This window comes from Shewanella sp. (genome assembly GCF_041630135.1).
Lineage (GTDB): Bacteria > Pseudomonadota > Gammaproteobacteria > Enterobacterales > Shewanellaceae > Shewanella.
Genome location: NZ_JBFKLW010000029.1, coordinates 1 through 22,543 on the forward strand (window position 1 = coordinate 1; position 22,543 = coordinate 22,543).

The 22,543-nt window shown below is 48.3% G+C and carries 24 protein-coding genes; 14 read left to right on the forward strand and 10 right to left on the reverse strand.

Annotation, left to right across the window (positions count from 1 at the left end):
* Window positions 1-70 precede the first annotated feature (70 nt).
* Complete coding sequence (gene bcp, locus ABYK60_RS09745; RefSeq protein ID WP_372871823.1) at window positions 71-535, forward strand: thioredoxin-dependent thiol peroxidase; 465 nt, start codon at window positions 71-73, stop codon at window positions 533-535.
* Window positions 536-639: 104 nt separating this feature from the next.
* Here the strand turns inward: bcp and ABYK60_RS09750 are convergent, their stop codons facing one another.
* Window positions 640-1,743 carry an AI-2E family transporter gene (locus tag ABYK60_RS09750; protein WP_372871825.1) on the reverse strand — a complete coding sequence of 368 codons (1,104 nt, stop codon included), beginning with the start codon at window positions 1,741-1,743 and terminating at the stop codon, window positions 640-642.
* A gap of 36 nt (window positions 1,744-1,779) precedes the next feature.
* The gene (locus ABYK60_RS09755) at window positions 1,780-2,007 is read right to left on the reverse strand and encodes a sulfurtransferase TusA family protein (RefSeq protein ID WP_372871826.1); all 228 of its coding nucleotides are present in this window, start codon (window positions 2,005-2,007) and stop codon (window positions 1,780-1,782) included.
* 103 nt (window positions 2,008-2,110) lie between these two features.
* On the opposite strand from ABYK60_RS09755, the gene ABYK60_RS09760 reads away from it, so the two are divergent.
* The 3 genes from ABYK60_RS09760 (at window position 2,111) to ABYK60_RS09770 (ending at window position 4,420) form a co-directional block, all read left to right on the forward strand.
* A complete protein-coding gene (locus ABYK60_RS09760; protein WP_372871827.1) occupies window positions 2,111-3,577 on the forward strand; it encodes a M48 family metalloprotease in 1,467 nt (488 codons plus the stop codon).
* Window positions 3,578-3,668: 91 nt separating this feature from the next.
* The gene (arsC, locus tag ABYK60_RS09765) at window positions 3,669-4,019 is read left to right on the forward strand and encodes an arsenate reductase (glutaredoxin) (protein ID WP_372871828.1); all 351 of its coding nucleotides are present in this window, start codon (window positions 3,669-3,671) and stop codon (window positions 4,017-4,019) included.
* Window positions 4,016-4,420: a DUF2069 domain-containing protein gene (locus tag ABYK60_RS09770; protein ID WP_372871829.1), complete on the forward strand. Its 405-nt coding sequence runs from the start codon at window positions 4,016-4,018 to the stop codon at window positions 4,418-4,420. Before arsC ends, ABYK60_RS09770 begins: the two co-directional genes overlap by 4 nt.
* A 149-nt stretch (window positions 4,421-4,569) precedes the next feature.
* Here ABYK60_RS09770 and hda read toward each other — a convergent pair whose 3' ends face one another.
* Window positions 4,570-5,280 carry a DnaA inactivator Hda gene (gene hda / locus ABYK60_RS09775; RefSeq protein WP_372871830.1) on the reverse strand — a complete coding sequence of 237 codons (711 nt, stop codon included), beginning with the start codon at window positions 5,278-5,280 and terminating at the stop codon, window positions 4,570-4,572.
* A gap of 87 nt (window positions 5,281-5,367) precedes the next feature.
* Window positions 5,368-6,534, reverse strand: coding sequence for a DUF2066 domain-containing protein (locus ABYK60_RS09780; protein WP_372871831.1), 1,167 nt, complete (start codon window positions 6,532-6,534; stop codon window positions 5,368-5,370).
* Between the two features lie 210 nt (window positions 6,535-6,744).
* On the opposite strand from ABYK60_RS09780, the gene ABYK60_RS09785 reads away from it, so the two are divergent.
* Window positions 6,745-7,974 (forward strand): uracil-xanthine permease family protein, encoded by a 1,230-nt coding sequence (locus ABYK60_RS09785; RefSeq protein ID WP_372871832.1) that lies wholly within the window; start codon window positions 6,745-6,747, stop codon window positions 7,972-7,974.
* A gap of 114 nt (window positions 7,975-8,088) precedes the next feature.
* Here ABYK60_RS09785 and grxD read toward each other — a convergent pair whose 3' ends face one another.
* The gene (gene grxD, locus ABYK60_RS09790; RefSeq protein ID WP_011760032.1) at window positions 8,089-8,421 is read right to left on the reverse strand and encodes a Grx4 family monothiol glutaredoxin; all 333 of its coding nucleotides are present in this window, start codon (window positions 8,419-8,421) and stop codon (window positions 8,089-8,091) included.
* Between the two features lie 242 nt (window positions 8,422-8,663).
* On the opposite strand from grxD, the gene sodB reads away from it, so the two are divergent.
* From sodB to ABYK60_RS09810, 4 genes are all read left to right on the forward strand, one after another.
* Entirely contained in the window at window positions 8,664-9,248 is a 585-nt protein-coding gene (gene sodB / locus ABYK60_RS09795) for a superoxide dismutase [Fe] (protein ID WP_372871833.1), read from the forward strand.
* A 254-nt stretch (window positions 9,249-9,502) separates the two neighbouring features.
* Entirely contained in the window at window positions 9,503-11,437 is a 1,935-nt protein-coding gene (locus ABYK60_RS09800; RefSeq protein ID WP_372871834.1) for a PrkA family serine protein kinase, read from the forward strand.
* 58 nt (window positions 11,438-11,495) lie between these two features.
* Window positions 11,496-12,764, forward strand: coding sequence for a YeaH/YhbH family protein (locus ABYK60_RS09805; RefSeq protein WP_372871836.1), 1,269 nt, complete (start codon window positions 11,496-11,498; stop codon window positions 12,762-12,764).
* A 9-nt stretch (window positions 12,765-12,773) separates the two neighbouring features.
* Window positions 12,774-14,294 (forward strand): SpoVR family protein, encoded by a 1,521-nt coding sequence (locus ABYK60_RS09810; RefSeq protein ID WP_372871837.1) that lies wholly within the window; start codon window positions 12,774-12,776, stop codon window positions 14,292-14,294.
* 58 nt (window positions 14,295-14,352) lie between these two features.
* Here the strand turns inward: ABYK60_RS09810 and fadR are convergent, their stop codons facing one another.
* Window positions 14,353-15,066: a fatty acid metabolism transcriptional regulator FadR gene (gene fadR / locus ABYK60_RS09815; protein ID WP_372871838.1), complete on the reverse strand. Its 714-nt coding sequence runs from the start codon at window positions 15,064-15,066 to the stop codon at window positions 14,353-14,355.
* Window positions 15,067-15,374: 308 nt separating this feature from the next.
* Here fadR and nhaB point away from each other — a divergent pair, with 308 nt between their 5' ends.
* Window positions 15,375-16,961, forward strand: coding sequence for a sodium/proton antiporter NhaB (gene nhaB, locus ABYK60_RS09820; RefSeq protein ID WP_372871839.1), 1,587 nt, complete (start codon window positions 15,375-15,377; stop codon window positions 16,959-16,961).
* Window positions 16,962-17,062: 101 nt separating this feature from the next.
* Entirely contained in the window at window positions 17,063-17,572 is a 510-nt protein-coding gene (gene dsbB / locus ABYK60_RS09825) for a disulfide bond formation protein DsbB (RefSeq protein WP_372871840.1), read from the forward strand.
* A gap of 80 nt (window positions 17,573-17,652) precedes the next feature.
* Here the strand turns inward: dsbB and ABYK60_RS09830 are convergent, their stop codons facing one another.
* From ABYK60_RS09830 to ABYK60_RS09840, 3 genes are read right to left on the reverse strand one after another with little or no spacing between them, the layout of a single operon-like run.
* A complete protein-coding gene (locus ABYK60_RS09830) occupies window positions 17,653-18,096 on the reverse strand; it encodes a YcgN family cysteine cluster protein (RefSeq protein WP_372871841.1) in 444 nt (147 codons plus the stop codon).
* A 39-nt stretch (window positions 18,097-18,135) separates the two neighbouring features.
* Window positions 18,136-19,131 (reverse strand): lytic murein transglycosylase, encoded by a 996-nt coding sequence (locus ABYK60_RS09835; RefSeq protein ID WP_372871842.1) that lies wholly within the window; start codon window positions 19,129-19,131, stop codon window positions 18,136-18,138.
* A gap of 37 nt (window positions 19,132-19,168) precedes the next feature.
* Entirely contained in the window at window positions 19,169-19,447 is a 279-nt protein-coding gene (locus tag ABYK60_RS09840; protein ID WP_372871866.1) for a YcgL domain-containing protein, read from the reverse strand.
* A gap of 119 nt (window positions 19,448-19,566) precedes the next feature.
* Between ABYK60_RS09840 and minC the strand changes: the two genes are divergently transcribed.
* Genes minC through minE form a run of 3 tightly spaced genes read left to right on the forward strand, consistent with a single transcriptional unit; the run spans window position 19,567 to window position 21,352 of the window.
* The gene (gene minC, locus ABYK60_RS09845; RefSeq protein WP_372871843.1) at window positions 19,567-20,253 is read left to right on the forward strand and encodes a septum site-determining protein MinC; all 687 of its coding nucleotides are present in this window, start codon (window positions 19,567-19,569) and stop codon (window positions 20,251-20,253) included.
* A gap of 29 nt (window positions 20,254-20,282) precedes the next feature.
* Window positions 20,283-21,092 carry a septum site-determining protein MinD gene (gene minD, locus ABYK60_RS09850; protein ID WP_372871844.1) on the forward strand — a complete coding sequence of 270 codons (810 nt, stop codon included), beginning with the start codon at window positions 20,283-20,285 and terminating at the stop codon, window positions 21,090-21,092.
* A 2-nt stretch (window positions 21,093-21,094) separates the two neighbouring features.
* Window positions 21,095-21,352: a cell division topological specificity factor MinE gene (gene minE, locus ABYK60_RS09855; protein ID WP_372871845.1), complete on the forward strand. Its 258-nt coding sequence runs from the start codon at window positions 21,095-21,097 to the stop codon at window positions 21,350-21,352.
* Window positions 21,353-21,397: 45 nt separating this feature from the next.
* On the opposite strand, the gene rnd is transcribed toward minE, so the two are convergent.
* Complete coding sequence (gene rnd / locus ABYK60_RS09860) at window positions 21,398-22,525, reverse strand: ribonuclease D (protein ID WP_372871846.1); 1,128 nt, start codon at window positions 22,523-22,525, stop codon at window positions 21,398-21,400.
* Window positions 22,526-22,543: the final 18 nt, after the last annotated feature.

The following is a 22,543-nucleotide window of genomic DNA, read 5'->3' on the forward strand; positions in this document are numbered from 1 at the left end:
ACGAAATGTCGCTGGTCTGTCAGATTAAAAGAATGCAAAGCTAATACGGCATTAATCAGAAGGACGACGAATGAATACCTTAAAAGCAGGCGACAAAGCGCCGCTGTTTACTTTGCCTAATCAAAATGGTGAGATGATTTCGCTGGCAGAGTGCCTGAAAAGCGGGCCTGTGCTGGTGTATTTTTATCCCAAGGCGCTGACACCCGGATGTACCGATCAGGCCTGCGGCCTGCGTGACAGCAAACCTGCACTGGATGCCAAAGGCGTGACTGTATTTGGCATCAGCCCTGACCCTGTGGCCAAGCTGAAAAAGTTTGAAGAAAAGCATGGTCTTAATTTCCACTTGCTGTCCGATGAAGACCACGCCGTGGCAGACGCCTTTGGCGTCTGGGGTGAGAAAAAATTCATGGGCAAAGTGTACGATGGCATCCACCGCTTGAGCTTTATCGTGGGAACCGATGGCACCATCAGCCGCGATTTGACCAAGTTCAAAACCAAAACCCATCACGAAACCGTTCTGGAAGCTCTGGGCTGACATCTGCCGCTCAGCCCCAATAAAAAAGGCCCAGGAGGCCTTTTTTATTGGCTGAATCCAAATCGCCAAGCGGGAAGGTTTGAATTTCACCAGTATCGGGGAAATTACCGGATAATGTCGCCATCTGCCGCCGGCGGTGGAGACTCTTGCTTGCCATCCCCTGCGCGGGGCCAGGCATTAATCACCGCTTTGACCAGAGAGGCCAGCGGAATCGCAAAGAATACGCCCCAAAATCCCCACAGGCCACCAAACACCAGCACTGCGGCAATAATCACCACAGGGTGTAAGTCGACAGCATCGGAAAACAAAATCGGCACCAACACGTTACCATCCAGCGCCTGGATAATGCCATAACCGAGCATCAAGTAACCAAATTCCGCTGAAAAACCCCATTGGAAAAAACCAACCAGCGCAATTGGCAGTGTGACCAGCGTTGCCCCTACATAAGGGATCAATACCGATAAACCTGTTAGCACACCAAGAAGTACTGAATATCGCAATCCCATAAAGGCGAAGAATACATAGCTCACGGCACCAACAATAATAATTTCAATCACTTTTCCACGAATATAATTGAAAATCTGTTGATTCATCTCCCCCCATACCTTGCGGGCAAGTTCGCGGTTAGTGGGGAAAAAACGCTTGCTGCCGCGTATGAGTTCTGCTTTGTCTTTCAAAAAGAAAAATACCAGTAACGGCACCAGAATCGTGTATACCATCAGCACCAACAGAGACGCAGAAAAACCCAGTATCTGTTTGCCGATATCCAGCAAGTGCTGTGTATCGAGCATCCGTTTAAGCTCTGCCTCCATGGCGACAACCTGCTCGGCGCTTATGTATTGGGGATATTTCTGCGTCAGTTCTTCCAGATAGCCCATGCCCTTATCAAGCATGGTCGGCAATTCACTTAACAGCGACATCCCCTGTTTCCACAGACTTGGCACCAAGCCGAATACCATCAATACCATTATGCCGGCGAACAGCACCAACATCAGCGAAGCACCGGTAGTTCGGTTAATGCCGATACGGCTCATCTGAGCAACCGGCCATTCCAACAAAAATGCCAGTACCAATGCCACCAGTAACGGCGCAAGCAAACCTCCGGCGAAATAAATCAAGGCCCACAGGGAAAAGAGAATAAACAGCAGAGTCACTGCCTGGGGATCACTGAACTTGTCCTTGTACCAGCGAGTCACGAATTCGAGCATTGGGGCTCCTTAATGAAAAAGGTCGCGATCCTAGTGTTAATCGGGTGCATTGCGGCTGATCCGAAGTGTAAGGCAACGTAGATCATCCCGGGTCTTTTGTATCAGATATCCCTGTTTTTCCAAAAAAGCGGGAACATCACGCCGGGATGCACTGTCCAACAAGGCAACTTCCAGCATTTCACCTGCCGGCAACCTTTTCAGTGCCAGCTTTACCTGAACCAGAGGCACAGGACATCGAAACGCGGTTAAATCGATAAAAATCATAATGAACTTGCCACAGCTAAACCTGGGCTATTATCCTTGCTTGCACGCCAAAGCTCAAGCAGCATCCCCCGGCAACGGGCTCAACACAGGAAGCAGTATTCACTTGCGTAAATTGACTCTTTCAAGACTGACCAACCCTCTCATCGCTGGCGGGCTTTCAGCCTTATTAACCCTGCCAGCCATCAGTTTCGCCAATAACGATTTGCCGGATTTGGGTACTGCAGCGGTTAATACTTTCAGTCTGGAAAAAGAAATAATCTATGGCGATGCCTATATGAGGGTTATTCGCTCCTCTGCGCCACTGCTAAATGACCCCGTTCTCAGCCAGTACCTCACCGAACTTGGCAACAAACTGGTCGCACATGCGACAGGTGTGAAAACACCCTTTTATTTTTTTATGTTGCGCAATGATGAAATCAACGCTTTTGCATTTTTCGGTGGTCATGTAGGTGTGCACACAGGACTGTTTTTAAACGCCGATACCGAGAGTGAAATCGCCTCGGTACTTGCCCACGAAGTCACTCACGTGACCCAGCGTCATCTGGCACGGTCACTGGAGGCCCAGCAAAAATCGAGCCCAGCCACTATTGCAGGCTTGCTCGGGGCAATATTATTGACCATTGCCGCCCCCCAGGCAGGTATGGCGGCGCTGGCCACAACCCAAGCGCTGGCGACCCAGTCAAAAATCAACTACACCCGTTTACATGAAAAAGAAGCCGATCGTATTGGTATGCAAATTTTGGTGGAAGCCGGTTTTGATCCTAATGCCGCTGCCGACTTTTTTGGCAAAATTGCCAGCCGTTACCGTTTTACGACCAAACCACCACAAATGCTGCTGACTCACCCGCTGCCGGAGTCCCGTATCAGTGAAGCCCGTAACAGAGCAACCCAATATCCACACCGCTATGTTCCTGATAGCCTGAACTATCACCTGGCCAAGGCGCGCATTCAGGTACGTTTTTCCAGCTACAGCGAAGAATCTGCATTGGCGCTGTTTGAAAAGCAATTAGCCCGACATGCTTATGCCTTTGAAAGCGCTGCGCTTTATGGTAAGTCTCTGGCATTGTTTCGGCTGAAGCGTTTCGATGAATCCGAGGCTATTATCGATAAACTACTGGCTCGGGATGCCAACAACGTGTTTTATCTGGATACCAAGACAGATTTGCTTGCTCAGCGTAACGATTATCAAAGTGCCATTGAGCTACTTGAAGCCAATAGAAAACTGAAACCCACCTCCCAGGTAATAAACGCAAACCTGGCCAATATCTACATTGAAGCTGGTGAAAGCAAAAAGGCCATTCCGCTTTTGGAAGACATGGTGTTCCTTGACAGACAAAACCCACTGCCTTATCAGCTGATGACAGAAGCCTATCGTAAAGAAGGCAACAAGGCACTGGAGCATTTTTCCAACGCCGAGAACCTGGCACTGGCCGCTGATTATAAGGGTGCCGTTGACCAGCTTAACTTTGCCTATCGTTACACCAAGGATGATGCGCTGCAACTGGCACGTATCGAGGCGCGTATTCGTCAGTTCAAAGACGCTGAAAAAGCACTGGAAGAGCTTAAATAATTCCCGGCATACCCACGAGCGGGCGCCTGACGGAGCCCGTTTTTTTTGTTATCATCGCGGCACTTTTTCGGTAAGTGACACGGATAATACAATGACAAAAGCCGTAATCCTGCATAACCCACGCTGCTCCAAAAGCCGCGAAACCCTGGCGCTGCTTAATGAACAAGGCATAGAGGTTGAAGTGGTTGAATACCTCAAAGACACCCCGGATGCCGCTGAAATCCGCCGAATTTTATCGCTGCTTGGCGTAAGCCCCCGCGAGCTGATGCGCACCAAGGAAGATGAATACAAAGCTCAGGAACTGGACAATCCGGCACTGGATGATGACGAGCTTATCGCCTACATGGTTGCCACACCTAAACTGATTGAACGCCCTGTGGTACTCGCTAATGGCAAAGCCGCCATTGGTCGTCCACCGGTCAAGGTTCTGGACATTCTTTGAGGTTTTCCGTGCTGTCTGATACCCAGCTTTTACTGAAAATAAACCGCGCAGGTTATCTGGCTTTGTTGCTGGTGCTTGGCTATTGGTTTTTGCTTGGCCCAAACAGCCAGGAATATTCTCTGGTGTTCAATGCCCTTTGGTTGTTACCACTGTTGTTGCCACTGCCGGGATTGCTGAAAGGCAACCCCTACACCCACGCCTGGGCCAGTTTTATCCTGTGCCTGTATCTGCTGCACTGCCTGACGCTGGTGTATATCGCCGGTGACTGGCTTTGGTTTGCGCTGCTGGAACTGGGCTTGCTGATTATGCTGTCTGTGACCTTCCCCTTCTATGCCCGCCACCGGGGTCGTGAATTGGGATTGGGGCTTAAGAAAAAAGCCAAAAAAGACTCAGTACAGTAGCCACTTCAGCCGGACTGGATAGCCGTTCAGGCAAAACGCAAAAAGCGCTGCAGTAGCAGCGCTTTTTTTGAACATTTTGAATAGTTCAACACGTGTATAAGCAATACGCTCATTTGAATCATTTTTATGTTCACCCGTGAGTAAAAATATCAGAGCCTCAGCATCTCTTTTACAAACGGGATCGTCAGCTTACGTTGATGCACCATAGAAGCCTTGTCCAACCTATCGAGCACATCAAACAAGGTACGTAAGTCACGTGCCATCCGGTTCAGCAAAAAACGGCCAACATCTTCCGGTAGTTGCAACCCCCTCATGGCTGAGCGGCGTTGCAGTGCTGCCAGCTTTTCATCATCCATCATCGGCTGCAGTTGGTAAGTCAGCCCCCAGTGCATCCTTGAGAGCAAATCAGGCAAGCCAAAGCCCGCTTCCATGGGGGATGCACTGGCGCTGACAATTAAGCTGCCACGCTTGTGCTCCAGCACCCGGTTATAGAGATCAAAAATCGCTTCTTCCCACAGCGGGTGGCCGGCTACGGCATCCACATCATCGATACAGATAAGATCGAACTGTTCCAAGCCTTCCAGAAGCGCGGTAGATATGCTTGCATGAATGCCAAGGGGAATATAAAAGCTGCGCCGCTCTGTTTCGTTGGCGTGAGCACAGGCTGCGTGCATCAAATGAGTTCGGCCGGACTTGATTGGCCCCCAAAGGTAGATGGCATGATTGCCCTCGCCGCCCGCTGCCGATTTCAGGGCACCAATAAGCTCATCATTACCCGCTGCAGGGTAATAACTGGCGAAGGTTTCATCGTCCGGTAAATGGACAGGCAGAGACAATTGCAGTGGAGGCTGTTGTGTCACTCGGCTACTTCTCAATCAATCAGGTGGCACTGAAATAAAAACGGCGCCAGTGTAACACGGACGCCGTAAAATTCCGAGACATGAGCCCTATTGGCCGCGCCACTGGTAGTGGTTTGGCGTGACGGGCAACTCAGGGGTCTGCAGCACATCGCCCGGATTCACCGCATTGGCAAAGGGATCTGCTTGTTGAAGGGAGTTATCCGCTGCAGGCGATTTGGCTTCCGGATTGCTGTTAATAAGTGGAGTCAGCCTTGGCTCAAGTGCCAGCGTGCGTCTGAGTTCATCTTCACTGCCAAACAGCCCCAATGCAAAGCGCACATCTTCCCCCTGAATACTCAGCAGTCTGACAGATTTTACCATCGACAACTGAGCAAGATAGGTTTCTATATCCACCACTGCCTTTAGCTTATTTACACCAGTGAACACCAGCTCAGTCTCAGATGCCTCACTGGTTCCTGTTACTGCGTAACGGGACACATAGTAACTGCTCATACCTGCCAGCATCGCGGAGATGGCATCATCAAGATTTTCAGTGCGGCCGGAAACCTCATTCACGGTTTGAATAACCAGTCCCGGCTCATTGCTGGCAGTCCGCGGGTAGAGAGCGAGTCGATAATCAAAACCACCCTCTACTGCATCAAGTGTTGCAATGGCATAAAAGTCTGACTGATAGCGTGTTGATGCACGGGCGATTTCATCCGGAAAAAAACCACGAACCGAGTTGATGTTGGCGACCATCATGTCATCCAAATCCAGCAGCGGGAACAGCAGAGGCACACCGGTCTGTGCACTGGCGTCATTGAACTGGCTACGAACCAGTAACTCGGAATGGTCTCCCAGCAGCACCTTTTCGGTTTCACCGTCAGTTGCTAGCCACAACAAAGTCAATGGCCGCTGTTTACCCCATACCGGCAACTGTGCCCCCCTTAATGTACCAGTGACCTTACCGCTGTCGAAGCTGGCACGAACATAAAGTTTGCCGTTATTTTCAACATAACCATATTGACTCAGCACAGACCGGGCTTCATTTATCAGCGATTGTACTTCAGCATTTGCCAGTGCTTCCTGACTACCGCTATTTTTAATCACTACTTTGGACAAGGCTTCTTTGATTGCCTGCTCCAATTCGACCCCACTGCGTGAAGCCACAGGAACATCTGCCTCGTCGAGACGATTTACCTGCACCGCCAGAACGGCCGTGGTATTCACAATAAGACCAAAGGCCAAAATCAGCTTACGGAATGACATCAACATGAAAAATAGTCTATCCCAAGAGAAATAAATTGGCGGCAGTGTATCACAGTTGACCTTGGTCACCACAGCCCATGTGCAACAGACAGCGCGAATACCAAGTGACCATTTACGCCAACAGATGCCGGATCTCACAAATATGGATAAGCGTCTTATCAAATTTGTTAATGCCGTTTAATATAAGAAGATTTTAACCCTACAGGATATAAAAAAATGAACAAACTCCTGCTTCCTCTGCAAGGTGCGCAAATGCTGTTTGTCGCATTTGGTGCCTTGGTGCTTATGCCCTTATTAACGGGCCTGGACACCAGCGTTGCGCTTTTCACTGCCGGTGTGGGCACTTTGCTGTTTCAGTTAGTCACCCGCAGGCAAGTGCCAATTTTCCTCGCGTCATCCTTTGCCTTTATTGCGCCCATTATGTACGCCGTTCAACAATGGGGTGTCGCAGCTACCATGGGTGGTTTGATGGCTGCAGGTGGTGTTTACCTGCTTCTGTCGCTGCTGGTTAAACTTAAAGGCGTTGGATTTATTCACCGATTGCTGCCTCCAGTGGTCGTTGGTCCTGTCATCATCATTATTGGTCTTGGCCTTGCACCAGTTGCCGTGAATATGGCGCTGGGCAAGTCAGGAGATGGCAGCCTGGTGCTGGTTGACGCTAATGCTGCACTGGTAATTTCGCTTTTATCCCTTGCCACAACGATTCTGGTGGCAATTTTTGCCAAAGGCATTCTGAAACTGATGCCAATCCTTGCGGGCATACTGACCGGTTACTTCACTGCACTGGTTTATGGCGTAGTCAGTTTCGATGCACTGTATGCGGCACCATGGTTTTCCATCCCCAGTTTTACCGCTCCTGAATTCCACTGGCAGGCTATCCTGTTTATGATCCCCGTAGCCATAGCACCTGCGGTCGAACATATCGGTGACATACTTGCAATCTCCAACGTAACCCGCAAAGACTTTATGAAAGATCCGGGGCTACATCGCACCCTTGCCGGAGATGGTATAGCCACAATGGCAGCTGCAGCGTTTGGCGGCCCGCCCAACACAACTTATTCAGAGGTAACAGGTGCGGTAACCCTTACCCGCAACTTCGATCCCAAAATCATGACCTGGGCCGCGATTGTCGCCATTCTGCTTGCTTTTGTCGGCAAACTTGGCGCTCTGATGCAAACCATACCCGTCCCTGTTATGGGCGGTATTATGTGCCTGTTGTTTGGCTCTATCGCCGCTGTCGGACTTAACACCCTTATTCGCAATCAAGTGGATTTGGCGTGTCCACGCAATCTTGCAATAGTCGGTGTCACTCTGGTATTTGGTATAGGCGGCATGGCCTTTGGCATTGGCTCATTCAGCCTCACCGGCATTAGTCTGTGCGGTATTGTAGCTATCCTGATGAATCTGTTGCTGCCACCTTCTGCGCCCGAGCCCGAAAGCCCTTGATAGCATTCGTTTGAGCCAGAGTTTACCGGCTCAGCATTTCAGCCAGTTCCAAACATTAAAAAGCCCCGCTTAGCGGGGCTTTTTATTAAGGCGCATTGGTCCAAAAACGTGGACTTATTCCTCAGTCTTGTACTTGGCGGCCACTTCTTTAATCAACGGCTGCAGTTCGCCCTTTTGGAACATCTCAGTCAGAATGTCACAACCGCCGATAAGCTCACCTTCAACCCACAACTGCGGGAAGGTTGGCCAGTTTGCGTACTTCGGCAGCTCAGCACGGATATCCGGATGCTGGAGTATGTCTACGTAAGCAAACTGTTCACCGATATTGATCATCATCTCAGCAACACGGGCGGAGAAACCACAGCTTGGCAGCTTTGGAGAACCCTTCATATACACAATGATTGGGTTTTCAGCGATTTGCTGCTTAATTCTTTCTACTGTTTCCATTTTGATTCCTGGCTTTGCATCCCCACAGGGATATTAAGGTGTCACATGTGGGCCTTATTGTACGCCAGAGGGAGACGGAACAAAATCCCACAGTTTGTAAGGTTATGTCGTTATTTGATTTTTCGATAAGTACTATCGCCTTAAAAGCCCAAACAATGATTCACATCATGGATTTTCCGAGTACAATACTGCCCAGTGAGCAAAAACGTGACAAACGTATAATCGTCCATGGAGAGATACTAATGGCATTCGAATTACCACCACTGCCTTATGCAAAGAACGCGCTGGAACCCCATATTTCCCAGGAAACCATCGAGTACCACCACGGTAAGCACCACAACACCTATGTGGTGAAACTGAACGGTCTGATCCCAGGTACCGAGTTCGAAGGCAAAAGTCTGGAAGAGATCGTGAAGACCTCTACCGGCGGTATCTTCAACAACGCCGCACAGGTTTGGAACCACACCTTCTACTGGAACTGTCTGTCGCCAAATGGTGGCGGTGCTGCCACAGGCCCGGTAGCCGATGCAATCAATGCTGCTTTTGGCTCTTTTGAAGAATTTAAAGCCAAGTTTACCGATGCTGCGGTGAACAACTTCGGCAGTGCCTGGACCTGGCTGGTGAAGAATGCCGACGGTTCTGTTGCTATCGTTAACACCAGCAACGCGGCCACCCCGCTGACCAACGATTCAGTCACCCCAATCCTGACTGTAGACGTATGGGAGCACGCATACTACATCGATTACCGCAATGTTCGTCCTGACTATCTGGCTCACTTCTGGGAACTGGTAAACTGGGACTTCGTTAACCAGAACTTTGCTGGCTAATCCAAAGACATTAGAATTCCTTAAGGAGCCATTCAGGCTCCTTTTTTTTGCATCTCTTTCCCGAATCGTCCCCTAATATTTTTACTGCCGCTCCGAATATAAGCAGATGCAACTGTTGCTTTTGCAACTATTTGTCATTGTTTTTTCAGATATTTTTTTGACACAGCTCAAGATTTTATGTCTAAGATTACAGATAGGGAGCCACTCGAATTCAGGCTTCTTGTAACTCATCAATGGCGTTTCAGGGGGTTAGCATGGGCATCTTTGAACATTACCAACAGCGCTATGAAAAGAAACTCGAAGAAGAATATTCACTCCAGGAGTTTCTTGAAATATGTAAACAGGACAAGAGCGCTTACGCGACCGCAGCGGAGAGGCTGCTGTTGGCTATTGGCGATCCGGAACTCATAGATACATCCAAAAATCCGGTTCTTAGCAGAATTTTTTCTAATCGACTCATTTCGCGTTATCCGGCTTTTAAAGACTTCTTTGGGATGGAAGACGCCATCGAACAGATAGTGGCCTATCTCAAACACTCAGCGCAGGGGCTCGAAGAAGCAAAGCAAATTCTTTACCTGCTGGGTCCGGTGGGTGGGGGGAAATCTTCTCTGGCTGAAAAACTCAAGGCACTGATGCAAAAGGTACCAATCTACGTACTGAGTGCTGACGGAGTAAGAAGCCCCGTCAATGACCACCCATTTTGTTTATTCGATGCCGATGAAGATGGAAAACTGCTTCAGAGCGAATACGAGATCCCTGCGCGGTATCTCAAATCCATTATGTCTCCATGGGCAGTAAAACGCCTGCATGACTTCGGTGGTGATATCAGCCGCTTCAAGGTAGTAAAGGTTTTTCCATCAGTACTGGATCAAATTGCTGTGGCTAAAACCGAACCGGGCGACGAAAACAACCAGGATATTTCATCTTTGGTTGGTAAAGTCGATATCCGTCAATTAGAGCATTTTGCCCAGAATGACGCCGATGCATACTCCTATTCAGGTGCTTTATGCCGCGCCAACCAAGGTCTGATGGAGTTTGTGGAGATGTTCAAAGCCCCTATCAAGGTGCTGCATCCTCTGCTGACGGCCACTCAGGAAGGTAACTATAATGGTACGGAAGGACTCTCAGCTCTGCCCTTTGGTGGTATTATTCTTGCGCACTCCAACGAATCGGAGTGGTCCAGCTTCAAAAATAACAAAAACAACGAGGCCTTCCTCGACCGCGTTTACATTGTCAAAGTGCCCTACTGCTTGCGGGTAACTGAAGAAATACAGATCTACAAGAAGCTAATTCAAAACTCTGAATTAACACAAGCTCCCTGTGCCCCGGGCACCCTGGAGACTCTGGCTCAGTTCAGTGTGCTCTCTCGATTAAAAGTACCTGAAAACTCGTCAATCTATTCGAAGATGAGGGTATATGATGGCGAGAGCCTCAAAGATACCGACCCTAAAGCCAAGTCCTATCAGGAATACCGCGACTATGCCGGAGTGGATGAAGGCATGAACGGCCTTTCAACCCGTTTCGCTTTTAAAATCCTCTCGAGGGTGTTTAATTTCGACCACACAGAAATCGCTGCCAATCCGGTACACCTCTTCTATGTGCTCGAAAAACAGATTGAAGCAGAACAATTCCCCGGCGAAACCGCCGAGCGTTATCTGGAGTTTTTAAAAGGCTATCTCATTCCCAAATATGTGGAATTTATCGGCAAAGAAATTCAGACCGCTTATCTTGAGTCTTATTCAGAATACGGTCAGAACATCTTTGATCGCTATGTCACCTATGCTGATTTCTGGATCCAGGATCAGGAATATCGCGATCCTGAGACCGGACAACTGTTTGACCGTTCTGCCCTTAACGCAGAGCTTGAAAAAATCGAAAAGCCGGCAGGCATTTCCAACCCCAAAGATTTTCGAAATGAAATCGTCAACTTCGTGCTGCGCGCCCGTGCCAATAATGAGGGTAAAAACCCCAACTGGACCAGCTACGAAAAACTCAGAACCGTCATCGAGAAGAAAATGTTCTCCAATACCGAAGATTTGCTGCCGGTGATTTCCTTCAACGCTAAAACCTCCACAGATGATCAACGCAAGCATGATGATTTCGTCAACCGAATGATGGAGAAAGGCTACACCAAGAAACAGGTTCGCCTGCTATCCGAGTGGTATCTGCGGGTACGTAAATCGTCTTGATACTACTAACCAATGCCCGCCCTTTAGCAGGCGGGCAACTTGGTTTGGGGAGGTGCGTATGGCGAATTTTATCGATAGGCGTTTAAATGCCAAGGGAAAAAGTACCGTAAACCGGCAGCGGTTTATCAACAGGTATAAAAAGCAGATCAAAAAAGCTGTGAGCGACGCGGTCACCCGTCGCAGTGTTACCGATGTGGACAAGGGGGAGCAAATAAGCATCCCAACCCGCGATATTACTGAACCCATGTTTCATCAGGGTAAGGGGGGATATCGAGAACGGGTCTTCCCGGGCAATGATCAGTTTACTCGCGGTGATAAAATTGACAGGCCTCCACAGGGTGGTGGCCAGGGCGGTGGCCAGGGCGAGGCTTCTGATTCCGGCGAGGGAAATGACGATTTTGTTTTTCAGATCTCTAAGGATGAATATCTTGAACTCCTGTTTGAAGATCTGGAGTTGCCCAATCTACAAAAAAACAGACTTAATAAATTAGTTGAATATCAAATCTACAGAGCCGGGTTTACCAATGACGGAGTACCTGCCAACATCAATATTGTCAGGTCGCTAAGATCATCCCTCGCCCGTCGAACCGCCATGAGCGCCGCTAAAAAAAAGCAGCTGAAGGTATTGGAAAGCGAATTATTTGAATTGGAAAATACTCCCGGAGGTAATGCCGAGCGCATATTAGCGCTGAAAGAAGAAATTCAGCAATTAATAAAGAAAATCGATGCCGTGCCTTTCATCGACACCTTCGATCTGCGTTTCAACAACTTTGCCAAGCGTGAAGTCCCGTCCAGTCAGGCAGTCATGTTTTGCCTGATGGATGTATCGGGATCTATGGATCAGGCAACAAAAGACATGGCGAAACGTTTCTATATCCTGCTGTACCTGTTTTTAACCCGAACCTATAAAAATCTTGAAGTGGTCTATATCCGCCATCACACCCAAGCCAAAGAAGTGGATGAACACGAGTTTTTTTACTCTCAGGAGACAGGCGGCACTATAGTATCATCCGCACTTAAGCTTATGGTTGATATACAAAAAGAACGCTATCCGGCAGATGAGTGGAATATTTATGCAGCCCAAGCTTCTGACGGTGATAACTGGGCTGATGATTCTCCAACCTGCGGGCAAATTCTCGAAAAGCAAATACTGCCCATGGTTCGCTACTACAGCTATATCGAAATCACCAACCGTGCTCACCAGACTCTCTGGCGCGAATACGAATCTCTTGTGCAGAGATTCGAGAATATGGCCGTACAACACATTCGTCAGGCCGAGGATATCTACCCTGTATTCAGAGAGTTATTTAAAAAGCAGGCGGTTTAAGGGGGCTTTATGGGGAAACGCAAACCACTGAGCGATGGGCCTGATTGGACATTTGATCTGCTGGCAAGCTATCAGCAGGAAATAGAACGTGTGGCGACCCATTATCGTCTCAATCACTATCCCAACCAAATCGAGGTCATCACCGCCGAACAAATGATGGATGCTTATGCAGGTATAGGTATGCCAATTGGCTATACCCACTGGTCTTTCGGAAAGCGTTTTATACAAACTGAACAAAGTTATAAGCGCGGACAGATGGGGCTGGCTTATGAAATTGTCATCAACTCCAACCCCTGCATTGCTTATTTAATGGAAGAAAACACCATTACCATGCAAGCACTCGTTATGGCTCATGCCTGTTATGGGCACAACAGTTTTTTTAAAGGCAATTATCTGTTTAAGACCTGGACAGACGCCAGTTCAATTATCGACTATCTGGTATTTGCAAAAAATTACATTGCGGAATGTGAAGAACGCTATGGTGTGGAGGCCGTCGAAAATATTCTTGACTCCTGCCATGCGCTGCAAAATTATGGTGTTGACAGATATAAGCGCCCATCAGAAATTTCTTTCCGGGAAGAAAAAGCCCGACAAAAACAGCGTGAAGAGTACTTGCAAAGTCAGGTTAATGACCTCTGGCGCACTGTTCCAACGGGAGCCACAGAGAAAACCAAGCAGACCAAAAAGCGCTTTCCTGCCGAGCCACAGGAAAACATTCTTTATTTTATCGAAAAAAATGCACCACTACTGGAACCTTGGCAGCGAGAAATTGTGCGCATTGTGCGTAAGATGGGTCAGTATTTCTACCCGCAAAAGCAAACACAGGTAATGAACGAAGGCTGGGCAACCTTTTGGCATTACACCATACTCAATCATCTTTACGATGAGGGTTTGGTAACCGATCGCTTTATGCTGGAATTCTTGCAAAGTCACACAGGTGTTATCGCTCAACCTGCATACAACAGTCGCTATTACTCAGGTATTAACCCCTATGCTTTAGGTTTCAGCATGTTCACTGATATCCGACGGATCTGTGAAAACCCGACAGAAGAAGACAGAGTTTGGTTTCCTGAAATTGCTGGAAGCAACTGGTTGGACACCCTCCACTTTGCCATGTCTAACTTTAAAGATGAGAGCTTTATCAGCCAGTACCTTTCACCACACTTAATCCGGCAACTTAAGCTGTTTGGCATAGTTGACGACGAACGAAAAAATTATCTGTCGATATCAGCAATTCACAATGAACAAGGCTACCGCGACATAAGAAACATGCTGTCTCAGCAGTATAATCTGGCGAATATAGAGCCCAATATTCAGGTACATAATGTAGAAGTGATGGGTGACCGCTCAGTCACCTTAAGGTATGTTCCATTTAATAATATTCCACTCGCTGAAGGCTCATTGGAAGTACTCAAGCATCTCCACAGACTATGGGGATTTACCGTTGTACTGGAGCAGGAAGAACCGGACGGTACATTGAAAGAAATTGGAAGATGCCCGCCACAAAGCCAAGATAGCAAAATGGTGTAATAAAAAACGCAGCTTCTGGCTGCGTTTTTCAATGTGGTTTCCCAAAAAATTATACCCGCTATTCCAAATGAATATCAGCAGGCATGTCATCTTTAAGCTTTTGCCACATTTTGCCACTGTTGATACCGTAGGTTCGCATCAAAGCTGGCACCTCAACGTAGGCTCGACGTTTAGCCAGCTGCTCCAGTTCGATATAAAAATCCAATGCCAACTTTCGGGCTTCTGCACTGGAGAAGTAATAACGACCCACACGACTATAGAGGCCCTTAAATCCATTCAGGATCAGTACATAGAGCGGGTTTCCTGATGAAAACGCCAGGGTGTGGTGTAAATCGTAATCAAAGTCGGCATAGGCCTCTGGAGTATCTGGCATGCCGTGAATTTTACCCAGTACTTCCACTGCGGTATCCGGGTTGTGACGCACCGCACCACGGAAGTAGATGGCGCTGACATTGGTGCGGGCCGACAGCAATTGATCGACCAATACCGGAAACCCCTCCGGATTTAAATCCGCAATGGTTTCAAGAATATTCAGACCTGAGGTTTCCCAAAAGTTATTAACCCTGGTCGGTTTACCGTGCTGAATGGTCAACCAGCCATCACGGGCGAGACGCTGTAACACTTCACGCAAGGTGGTGCGGGTAACGCCTATCAGCTCTGACAATTCACGCTCGGCGGGAAGAATGGAGCCGGGAGGGAATTTATTTTCCCAGATGGAACGCACTATGTATTTCTCTGCGAAACTCGCAGGACCTTTGGCATTGATGATCATCAGCCCCATTTTCCAGTGGTTTGTCCTCTTGTTGGGCACTGATCATACCAGAGCGGTAAAAAATGGAAACCTCCCTAATTACTTTCGCATTGCCTGTTAAAGCTTCCGCCGCCCTTATCGCTCAAAAATAGAACATTAACCCGGAGCCACCGTCTTATTTTGTTGTTCTGATCTGCTTTTTGGAAGGAAGGATTGACTATTCTGCATCACTTTGAGTTAAGGTTTAGGCTAGACTGAAGTAATGTCTTCAGAGATACTCAAAACAACTATAATCCTCATTTATTTTCAAGCATATGGGAGAGGGGAACATGCAATCGACTCTTAGTCAGTCGCTTTTTGCCAACTTTCTGGGTAATTCGCCCAGATGGTACAAACTCGCTATTTTATCGTTTCTAATCATTAATCCAGTTCTCTTTTATCTGAATCCCTTTATTGCGGGATGGGTATTAGTGATCCAATTTATTTTCACCTTGGCAATGGCACTGAAATGTTACCCGCTTCAACCAGGCGGTTTACTTGCCATCGAAGCAGTTATCATTGGGATGACCAGCCCCTCTCAGGTGTTGCATGAAATAGAAGCCAACCTTGAAGTACTGCTGCTGCTGGTGTTTATGGTGGCCGGTATCTACTTTATGAAGCAGTTACTGCTGTTCGCCTTCACCAAAATGCTGACCAAGGTTCGTTCTAAAATCGCCGTGTCAATGATGTTCTGTATTGCCTCGGCCTTTTTATCCGCGTTTCTGGATGCACTGACTGTTATCGCGGTAATTATCACTGTCGCTGTAGGATTTTACTCAATTTATCATAAGGTTGCATCAGGCAAAGATTTCAGCTCGGATCACGATCATACATCGGAATCTGCGGAACAACTTAACCATAACGAATTGGAATCCTTTCGTGGTTTCCTGAGAAACCTGTTAATGCACGCTGGTGTGGGTACGGCTCTTGGCGGCGTATGCACCATGGTTGGTGAACCACAAAACCTGATTATCGCGGCACAGGCCAACTGGCAATTTTCCGAATTTGCTATTCGCATGTCGCCTGTCACAGTACCAGTGTTCATCTCGGGTCTTCTTACCTGTTTTTTGGTTGAGAAATTCAGAATTTTTGGTTACGGCGCTGAGCTGCCTGAAACGGTTCATCGGATTTTATCGGAATATGATGCCTACGAAGACGCCCGTCGGACCAATAAGGATAAGGTAAAACTCATCGTTCAGGCTCTGGTTGGTATTTGGCTGATAGTAGGCCTGGCATTACATTTGGCCTCAGTAGGTTTGATTGGACTGTCCGTCATCATCCTGAATACCGCTTTAAATGGCGTAACGGATGAACATGCACTGGGTAAAGCATTCGAAGAAGCACTGCCCTTCACAGCCTTGCTGGCGGTTTTCTTCGCGGTTGTCGGCGTGATCATCGATCAACAACTGTTTGCCCCGGTAATCCAGTGGGCCCTTAGCTATGAAGGCAATGTGCAGCTGGTTATCTTTTATATCGCAAACGGCTTGCTTTCCATGGTCAGTGACAATGTCTTCGTTGGGACCGTATATATAAATGAAGTCAAAGCCGCGTTACTGAACGGTCAAATTACCAGAGACCAGTTTGATCTGCTTGCGGTAGCCATCAATACCGGCACCAACCTGCCATCGGTTGCAACACCAAATGGCCAGGCAGCCTTCCTGTTTCTGTTAACCTCTGCAATCGCACCGCTTATTCGCCTGTCCTATGGCCGTATGGTGATGATGGCACTGCCTTACACCATAGTACTGTCAATTGTTGGCATCCTCGCCATTGAAACCGGTTTTCTTACTGACATGACTCAGTACTTTTACGAAGGGCATTTTATCAATCACCACTCTGCTGCTGAAGCCATGGGTAAAGCCGCAGTTGGTCATTGATCTGTCAGATTGACTCAAGCAAATAGCTTGAGTAAAGTCAGTCATAGCCCGCACCTCAGTGTGCGGGCTTTTTTATGGAACGCTTTTTTCATGGAGACTCTATGTCCAGCCTGATAACTTTCGCACACAGCCGCCTGTCGTGGGCAATCTTGGCTTTAAGCGCACTCTCATTGGAATTGTCAGCGCTGTATTTCCAATACGGAATGAAGCTAGACCCTTGTGTAATGTGCATCTATCAGCGACTCGCCGTGTTTGGTCTGCTTGGCGCAGGCTTAATCGGGCTAATTGCGCCGCTAAGTCGCGTCATGCGTCTATTGGCTGGCCTCCTTTGGGGGGTTAGTAGTGTATGGGGGCTCAAGCTTGCTGTTGAACTGGTGGACATGCAAAATAACCCCAATCCGTTCTCAACCTGTTCTTTCCTGCCGGAATTTCCTGCCTGGATGCCTCTGCATGAATGGCTGCCGGACGTGTTTATGCCCACCGGCATGTGCACCGACATCCCCTGGCAATTTGCCGGTGTGACCATGGGTGAATGGATGATAGTCGCTTTCAGTGTGTATCTGTTGGCACTGCTGGTATTTCTGATCCCACTTATCAAAAAGTCATCATGACAACCGGTCATTCATCTACGAAATAAAAAACGCCCTTACGGGCGTTTTTTATTTCTATTTCAACGTCTTCAGACTTTGTATCAGTCAATATCTTTCAACGGCCAAAGCACTATATGATCTTCCATATCACGTACCTTGGTTTCGCACACCACCTTGCCCTTCACTGACATACCTGCGGCGTGCATCGCTTCTTTACTGCCAGTCAAAAGCGGGTGCCAGGAAGGTAAATCACGTCCGTGAAATAAACGGATATAAGCGCAGCTATCTGGAAGCCAGGTCAAACTGGCAATATTATCTGCAGTAATCGCGGCACATCCAGGTACAAAGGTAAATCTTTCCGGGTAATGACGGCAGTGACAAGCGTCTCTGTCCAGCAGTTTGCAGGCTGCGTTAGTGTAATAAAGCTCATCGGTTTCATCATCGATAAGCTTATTCAAACAGCATTTTCCGCAGCCGTCACACAGGGACTCCCATTCCTCTACGGTCATTTCCGCGAGGCGCTTATGTTTCCAGAACTCAGTCACAACCAATACCAATCACGCTGTAAAGGGCGGGAGTATAGCTTATTCTCCCAGTTGAAACTTGATGCGATCTGACAGATGCACCAATGCAAGAGCAAAATAATCATCATCACGCCATTTTTTCAAAGCGAGATAGTTGTCATACACCAGATAAACCCGTCCTTTCGGCCCGTCCGGCATCACCATGCTGACCTGCATGTCATTGCGGGCAGGCAGATCAGAACCATCAAAGCGCCGAACCCCTAGCGCCTGCCATTCTGCAAAGCCCCTCTTTATACCGCCAGCAAGAGACTCATCAAAATCGGCCGGTATTTTTACCTGACGCCCCCAAGTTTCATCCTCACGCCATCCCGATTTCTTTAAAAAAGAAGCAATGGACGCAAACACATCTGAGGGATTAGTCCAAATGTCGGCTTTGCCATCATCGTCACCGTCTTTGGCAAAATCCAAGTAGTATTCAGGAAGCATTCTTGGCTGTCCCATCCGACCATCTACACCGGCGAGCAGGTCGTCTACCTGCCAACTGCTGGAATCAAGGATCTGCAGCGCCGCAAAAAATTGCTCTTTAAAAAAGGCCTCCTGCTTACCCTTGTAAGCCTGAGATGCAGTAACCGACAATACAGGATAAGCCGCAGATGGACGGCCAAAACGCGACTCCAACCCCCAGAGTGCAACTATAAAGCGGGGTTGAACACCATAGAGTTCTCCAATCCGGTTGAGAGTTTCGTTATGCCCTTGATATTGAAAGCGGGCTTCGCTTACCAAAGCATCGGACAGCGTATCTGGTAAGTACAGCTCAAGACTGCCGGCCACGGTTGACTCAGGGACATCTTCATCTTGGCTTTTCGCCAAACGAAACTGCTTTATCTGCGGGAAGATTGTTGCAAGAGACTCCTGACGCATACCATGCTGTTCTGCAGCTTCACGCTTTAACCCTTCAAGGTACTCGGCAAAACTGCCTTGCCGGGATTCATCTGCAACAGCGGCAGAGCAAATCAGCCCAGATGCCAATAGGAATATAAAGAATGTCGACTTCACAATGATGAACTCCTCCGTGTTAATCAGTCTGGCGAAATTAATTTTCTACACCTAAGCTGCGGCGATGTTCTGTCAGTAAATTCTCTTTTGGTGGAGGGATTTGCAAATAATAGCCCTTCAACTCAAGTTCTGTGCGAACCTTATTGATATCGGCAATACCCAGTTTGTCCTTTTTATCCAGAGGTAACAGCATGACCAGTTTAGGTTGACCAAACATTTGCATCAGTGGTTCGGGCACCTGACTGAAGTCATCCCTCTTAGGTAAAAACAAAAAGGTTTCTTCCTTACGGCTACTCTTGTACACAGCGCATATCATAAAAGGACTAATTTCCGAAAATATCAAACTTGCCAGTGATAGGGGCACACTATAACATGGGCTCTTTAGAAAAATGTAGATCAGCACAAGACTGATTAGATTTGGAGTGATTTACGGGGATGCCAAAAGCAAGCCTTGAATTAAAGGGATCTTCTTTCACGCTTTCTGTTTTGCATATCAACAGTGCAAATTTGGACAGCCTTGCCGCCGAATTGGACAGTAAACTCGCCCAGGCGCCACAATTTTTCATCGGAGCACCGCTGGTGCTTAATCTCGCTGCAATTGCTGACGGCGAACTTGATTTATCCAAACTCAAGCAACTTCTCGTATCACGCCAACTGGTAATTGTGGGCGTGACTTCTGCTGCCACAGAGATAGCAGAACAGGCAAAATCCCTCGGGCTTGCCATCGTTAAGGCTGGCAAATCAACCAACGGCCAAAGTGCCGGCGTGCCACCGCCCTCATTGCCCAAAACTACCCGAATCGTTAAGCAAAACGTACGTTCCGGACAACAAATCTACGTTAAAAATGGCGACCTGGTAGTGATTGGTGCCGTTGGCAATGGCGCCGAAGTGATTGCAGATGGCAGCATACATATTTATGGTGCTTTACGGGGCAAAGCCATGGCCGGAGCCAATGGCGCCAAAGATGCCGTTATCCTGGCCAAATCCCTGGAGCCCGAACTCATTTCCATCGCGGGTCAATACTGGCTGACTGAAAACTTACAAAAGCACGGTGTAACTGCGAAAAGCGGCTGTGTTCGCCTTGAAGGCGACACACTAACAGTAGAATCACTGCCATTGTGATGGGGCAGAATTAAAGGAAAGTAATTAGCATGGCACAAATTATTGTTGTCACTTCAGGAAAAGGCGGTGTAGGTAAAACAACCTCCAGCGCGGCGATCGCTACAGGCTTAGCAATGAGAGGCCATAAAACAGTGGTTATCGACTTCGATATTGGCCTGCGTAATCTCGACCTAATCATGGGCTGTGAACGCCGCGTAGTATACGATTTTGTCAATGTGATTAATGGCGAAGCCAACCTGAATCAGGCACTGATCAAAGACAAGCGCAGCGAAAAGCTATTCGTATTACCGGCGTCTCAAACCCGCGATAAAGATGCACTTACCCGCGAAGGTGTGGGCAAGGTACTGGATGATTTGTCTAAAGATTTTGAATTCATAGTCTGTGATTCCCCTGCCGGTATCGAAACCGGAGCGCTGATGGCGCTGTATTTCGCCGACATAGCCATTGTGACCACCAATCCGGAAGTGAGCTCTGTGCGTGACTCAGACCGCATCCTGGGTATTTTGCAAAGCAAGTCCCGCCGTGCTGAGCAAAATTTGGAACCCATCAAGGAGTATCTGCTGCTGACCCGCTATTCCCCTACTCGGGTAAAAAATGGGGAAATGCTGAGCGTGTCTGACGTGGAAGAGATCCTTGCCATCAAATTGCTGGGTGTTATCCCTGAATCTCAGGCAGTATTGCGTGCTTCCAACTCAGGCGTACCTGTGATTGTCGATCAGGAAAGCGATGCCGGCCAGGCCTACAGCGATACTGTAGGCCGTTTGCTCGGCGAAGAACTTCCCCTTCGCTTCGTTACCGAAGAGAAGAAGGGCCTGTTGAAAAGGATCTTTGGTAGCTGATTATGTCTTTACTCGATTACTTCAGAAGCAATAAAAAAGCTAACACGGCCTCGATGGCCAAAGAACGTCTGCAAATTATCGTGGCTCATCAACGGGGTGAACGCGATGCACCGGACTATTTCCCGCAAATGAAGCAGGAGATTATCGAGGTGATCCGTAAGTACGTTCATATTTCCGAAGAACAGGTATCCGTTCAACTTGAGCAGAACGACGATAACCTGTCGGTACTTGAACTGAACGTAACACTACCTGACCGGTAAACAAATTGAACAAAGCCGTCCACTGGACGGCTTTTCACTATTGTTTCAACCGGATAGTTCAGTATCCTTAAGTTCAGCCAAGCAATCTGCCGCCAGTGCACCACGCCACCCTTGCAGCAATAAAGGTTGCGGTGAGGACTGCTGTACCTGCCAGCGATATTCAAGGTATTCATGAATATGACGCTTGGAGCAGAACAGCTCTGCAGGCAAACCTTCACGCTCACACACCTCGGTCAGCACCGCCTTGATGGCCTTGAATGCCTGCTTGTAACCTGGCTTCAACGCCAGTACATCGATTGGCTCTGGTAAATTTGCCAAATCGGCGCGTTGCAACACCTTCAGCAGCTCTTTGCCATGAATACGTTTTTCATGCTCAGACAAGTCATTGATTTTCAGCAAATCACTTAATGATTTAGGCTGCTTTTTTGCCAAAGCGATAAGGGCGTGATCTTTAATCACAAAGCCAAGGGCCAGATCCCGGTCCAGTGCCCGCTCCAGACGCCAGGCCGCCAGCACCTTAAGGTACGCCAGCTGCTTGGGCGTTAGCTGAAATGCATTTTTCACTTTGAGAAACGCCGTGTCTGGAGAGGGGCGCTCAAGCCGACCTTCTGTGAGGCGGGCGCCTTCCTCCAACAGCCAGTCCAGACGACCAAGCGCATTGAGTTTTTGTGCCAGCATGGGATAGAGCTGATATAAAAAGAACACGTCATTGGCGGCATATTGCAACTGGGCATCGCTCAGAGGGCGCTTTATCCAGTCTGTACGGGATTCGCCTTTATCAAGTGTTTGCCCCAGACATTCTTCAACCAGTTTGGCATAGCCTACGCCATGGCCAAGACCACACAAGGCGGCAGCTATCTGGCTGTCAAACAGCGGCGCAGGTTGTACCTTGCCATAACGGGCGAACACTTCCAGATCTTCAGAACAGGAATGGACCAGTTTCACAATGCCGGGTTCGGTCAGCAGTGACCAAAAGGGAGACAAATCCTGAATATCCAGCGGGTCAATCAAGGCCAATGTCTTGCCATCGTACGCCTGAATAAGTCCCAATCTGGCATAGTAGGTCCGGGTTCGGACAAACTCGGTATCCAGCACCAGCACCGGGCTTTGACGATACTGCTCAACAAGTGCCCCCAGGGTTTCATCGTCCTTTACGTATTGAAACTCCAGCAAACTTTCTCTCCCCTCTGA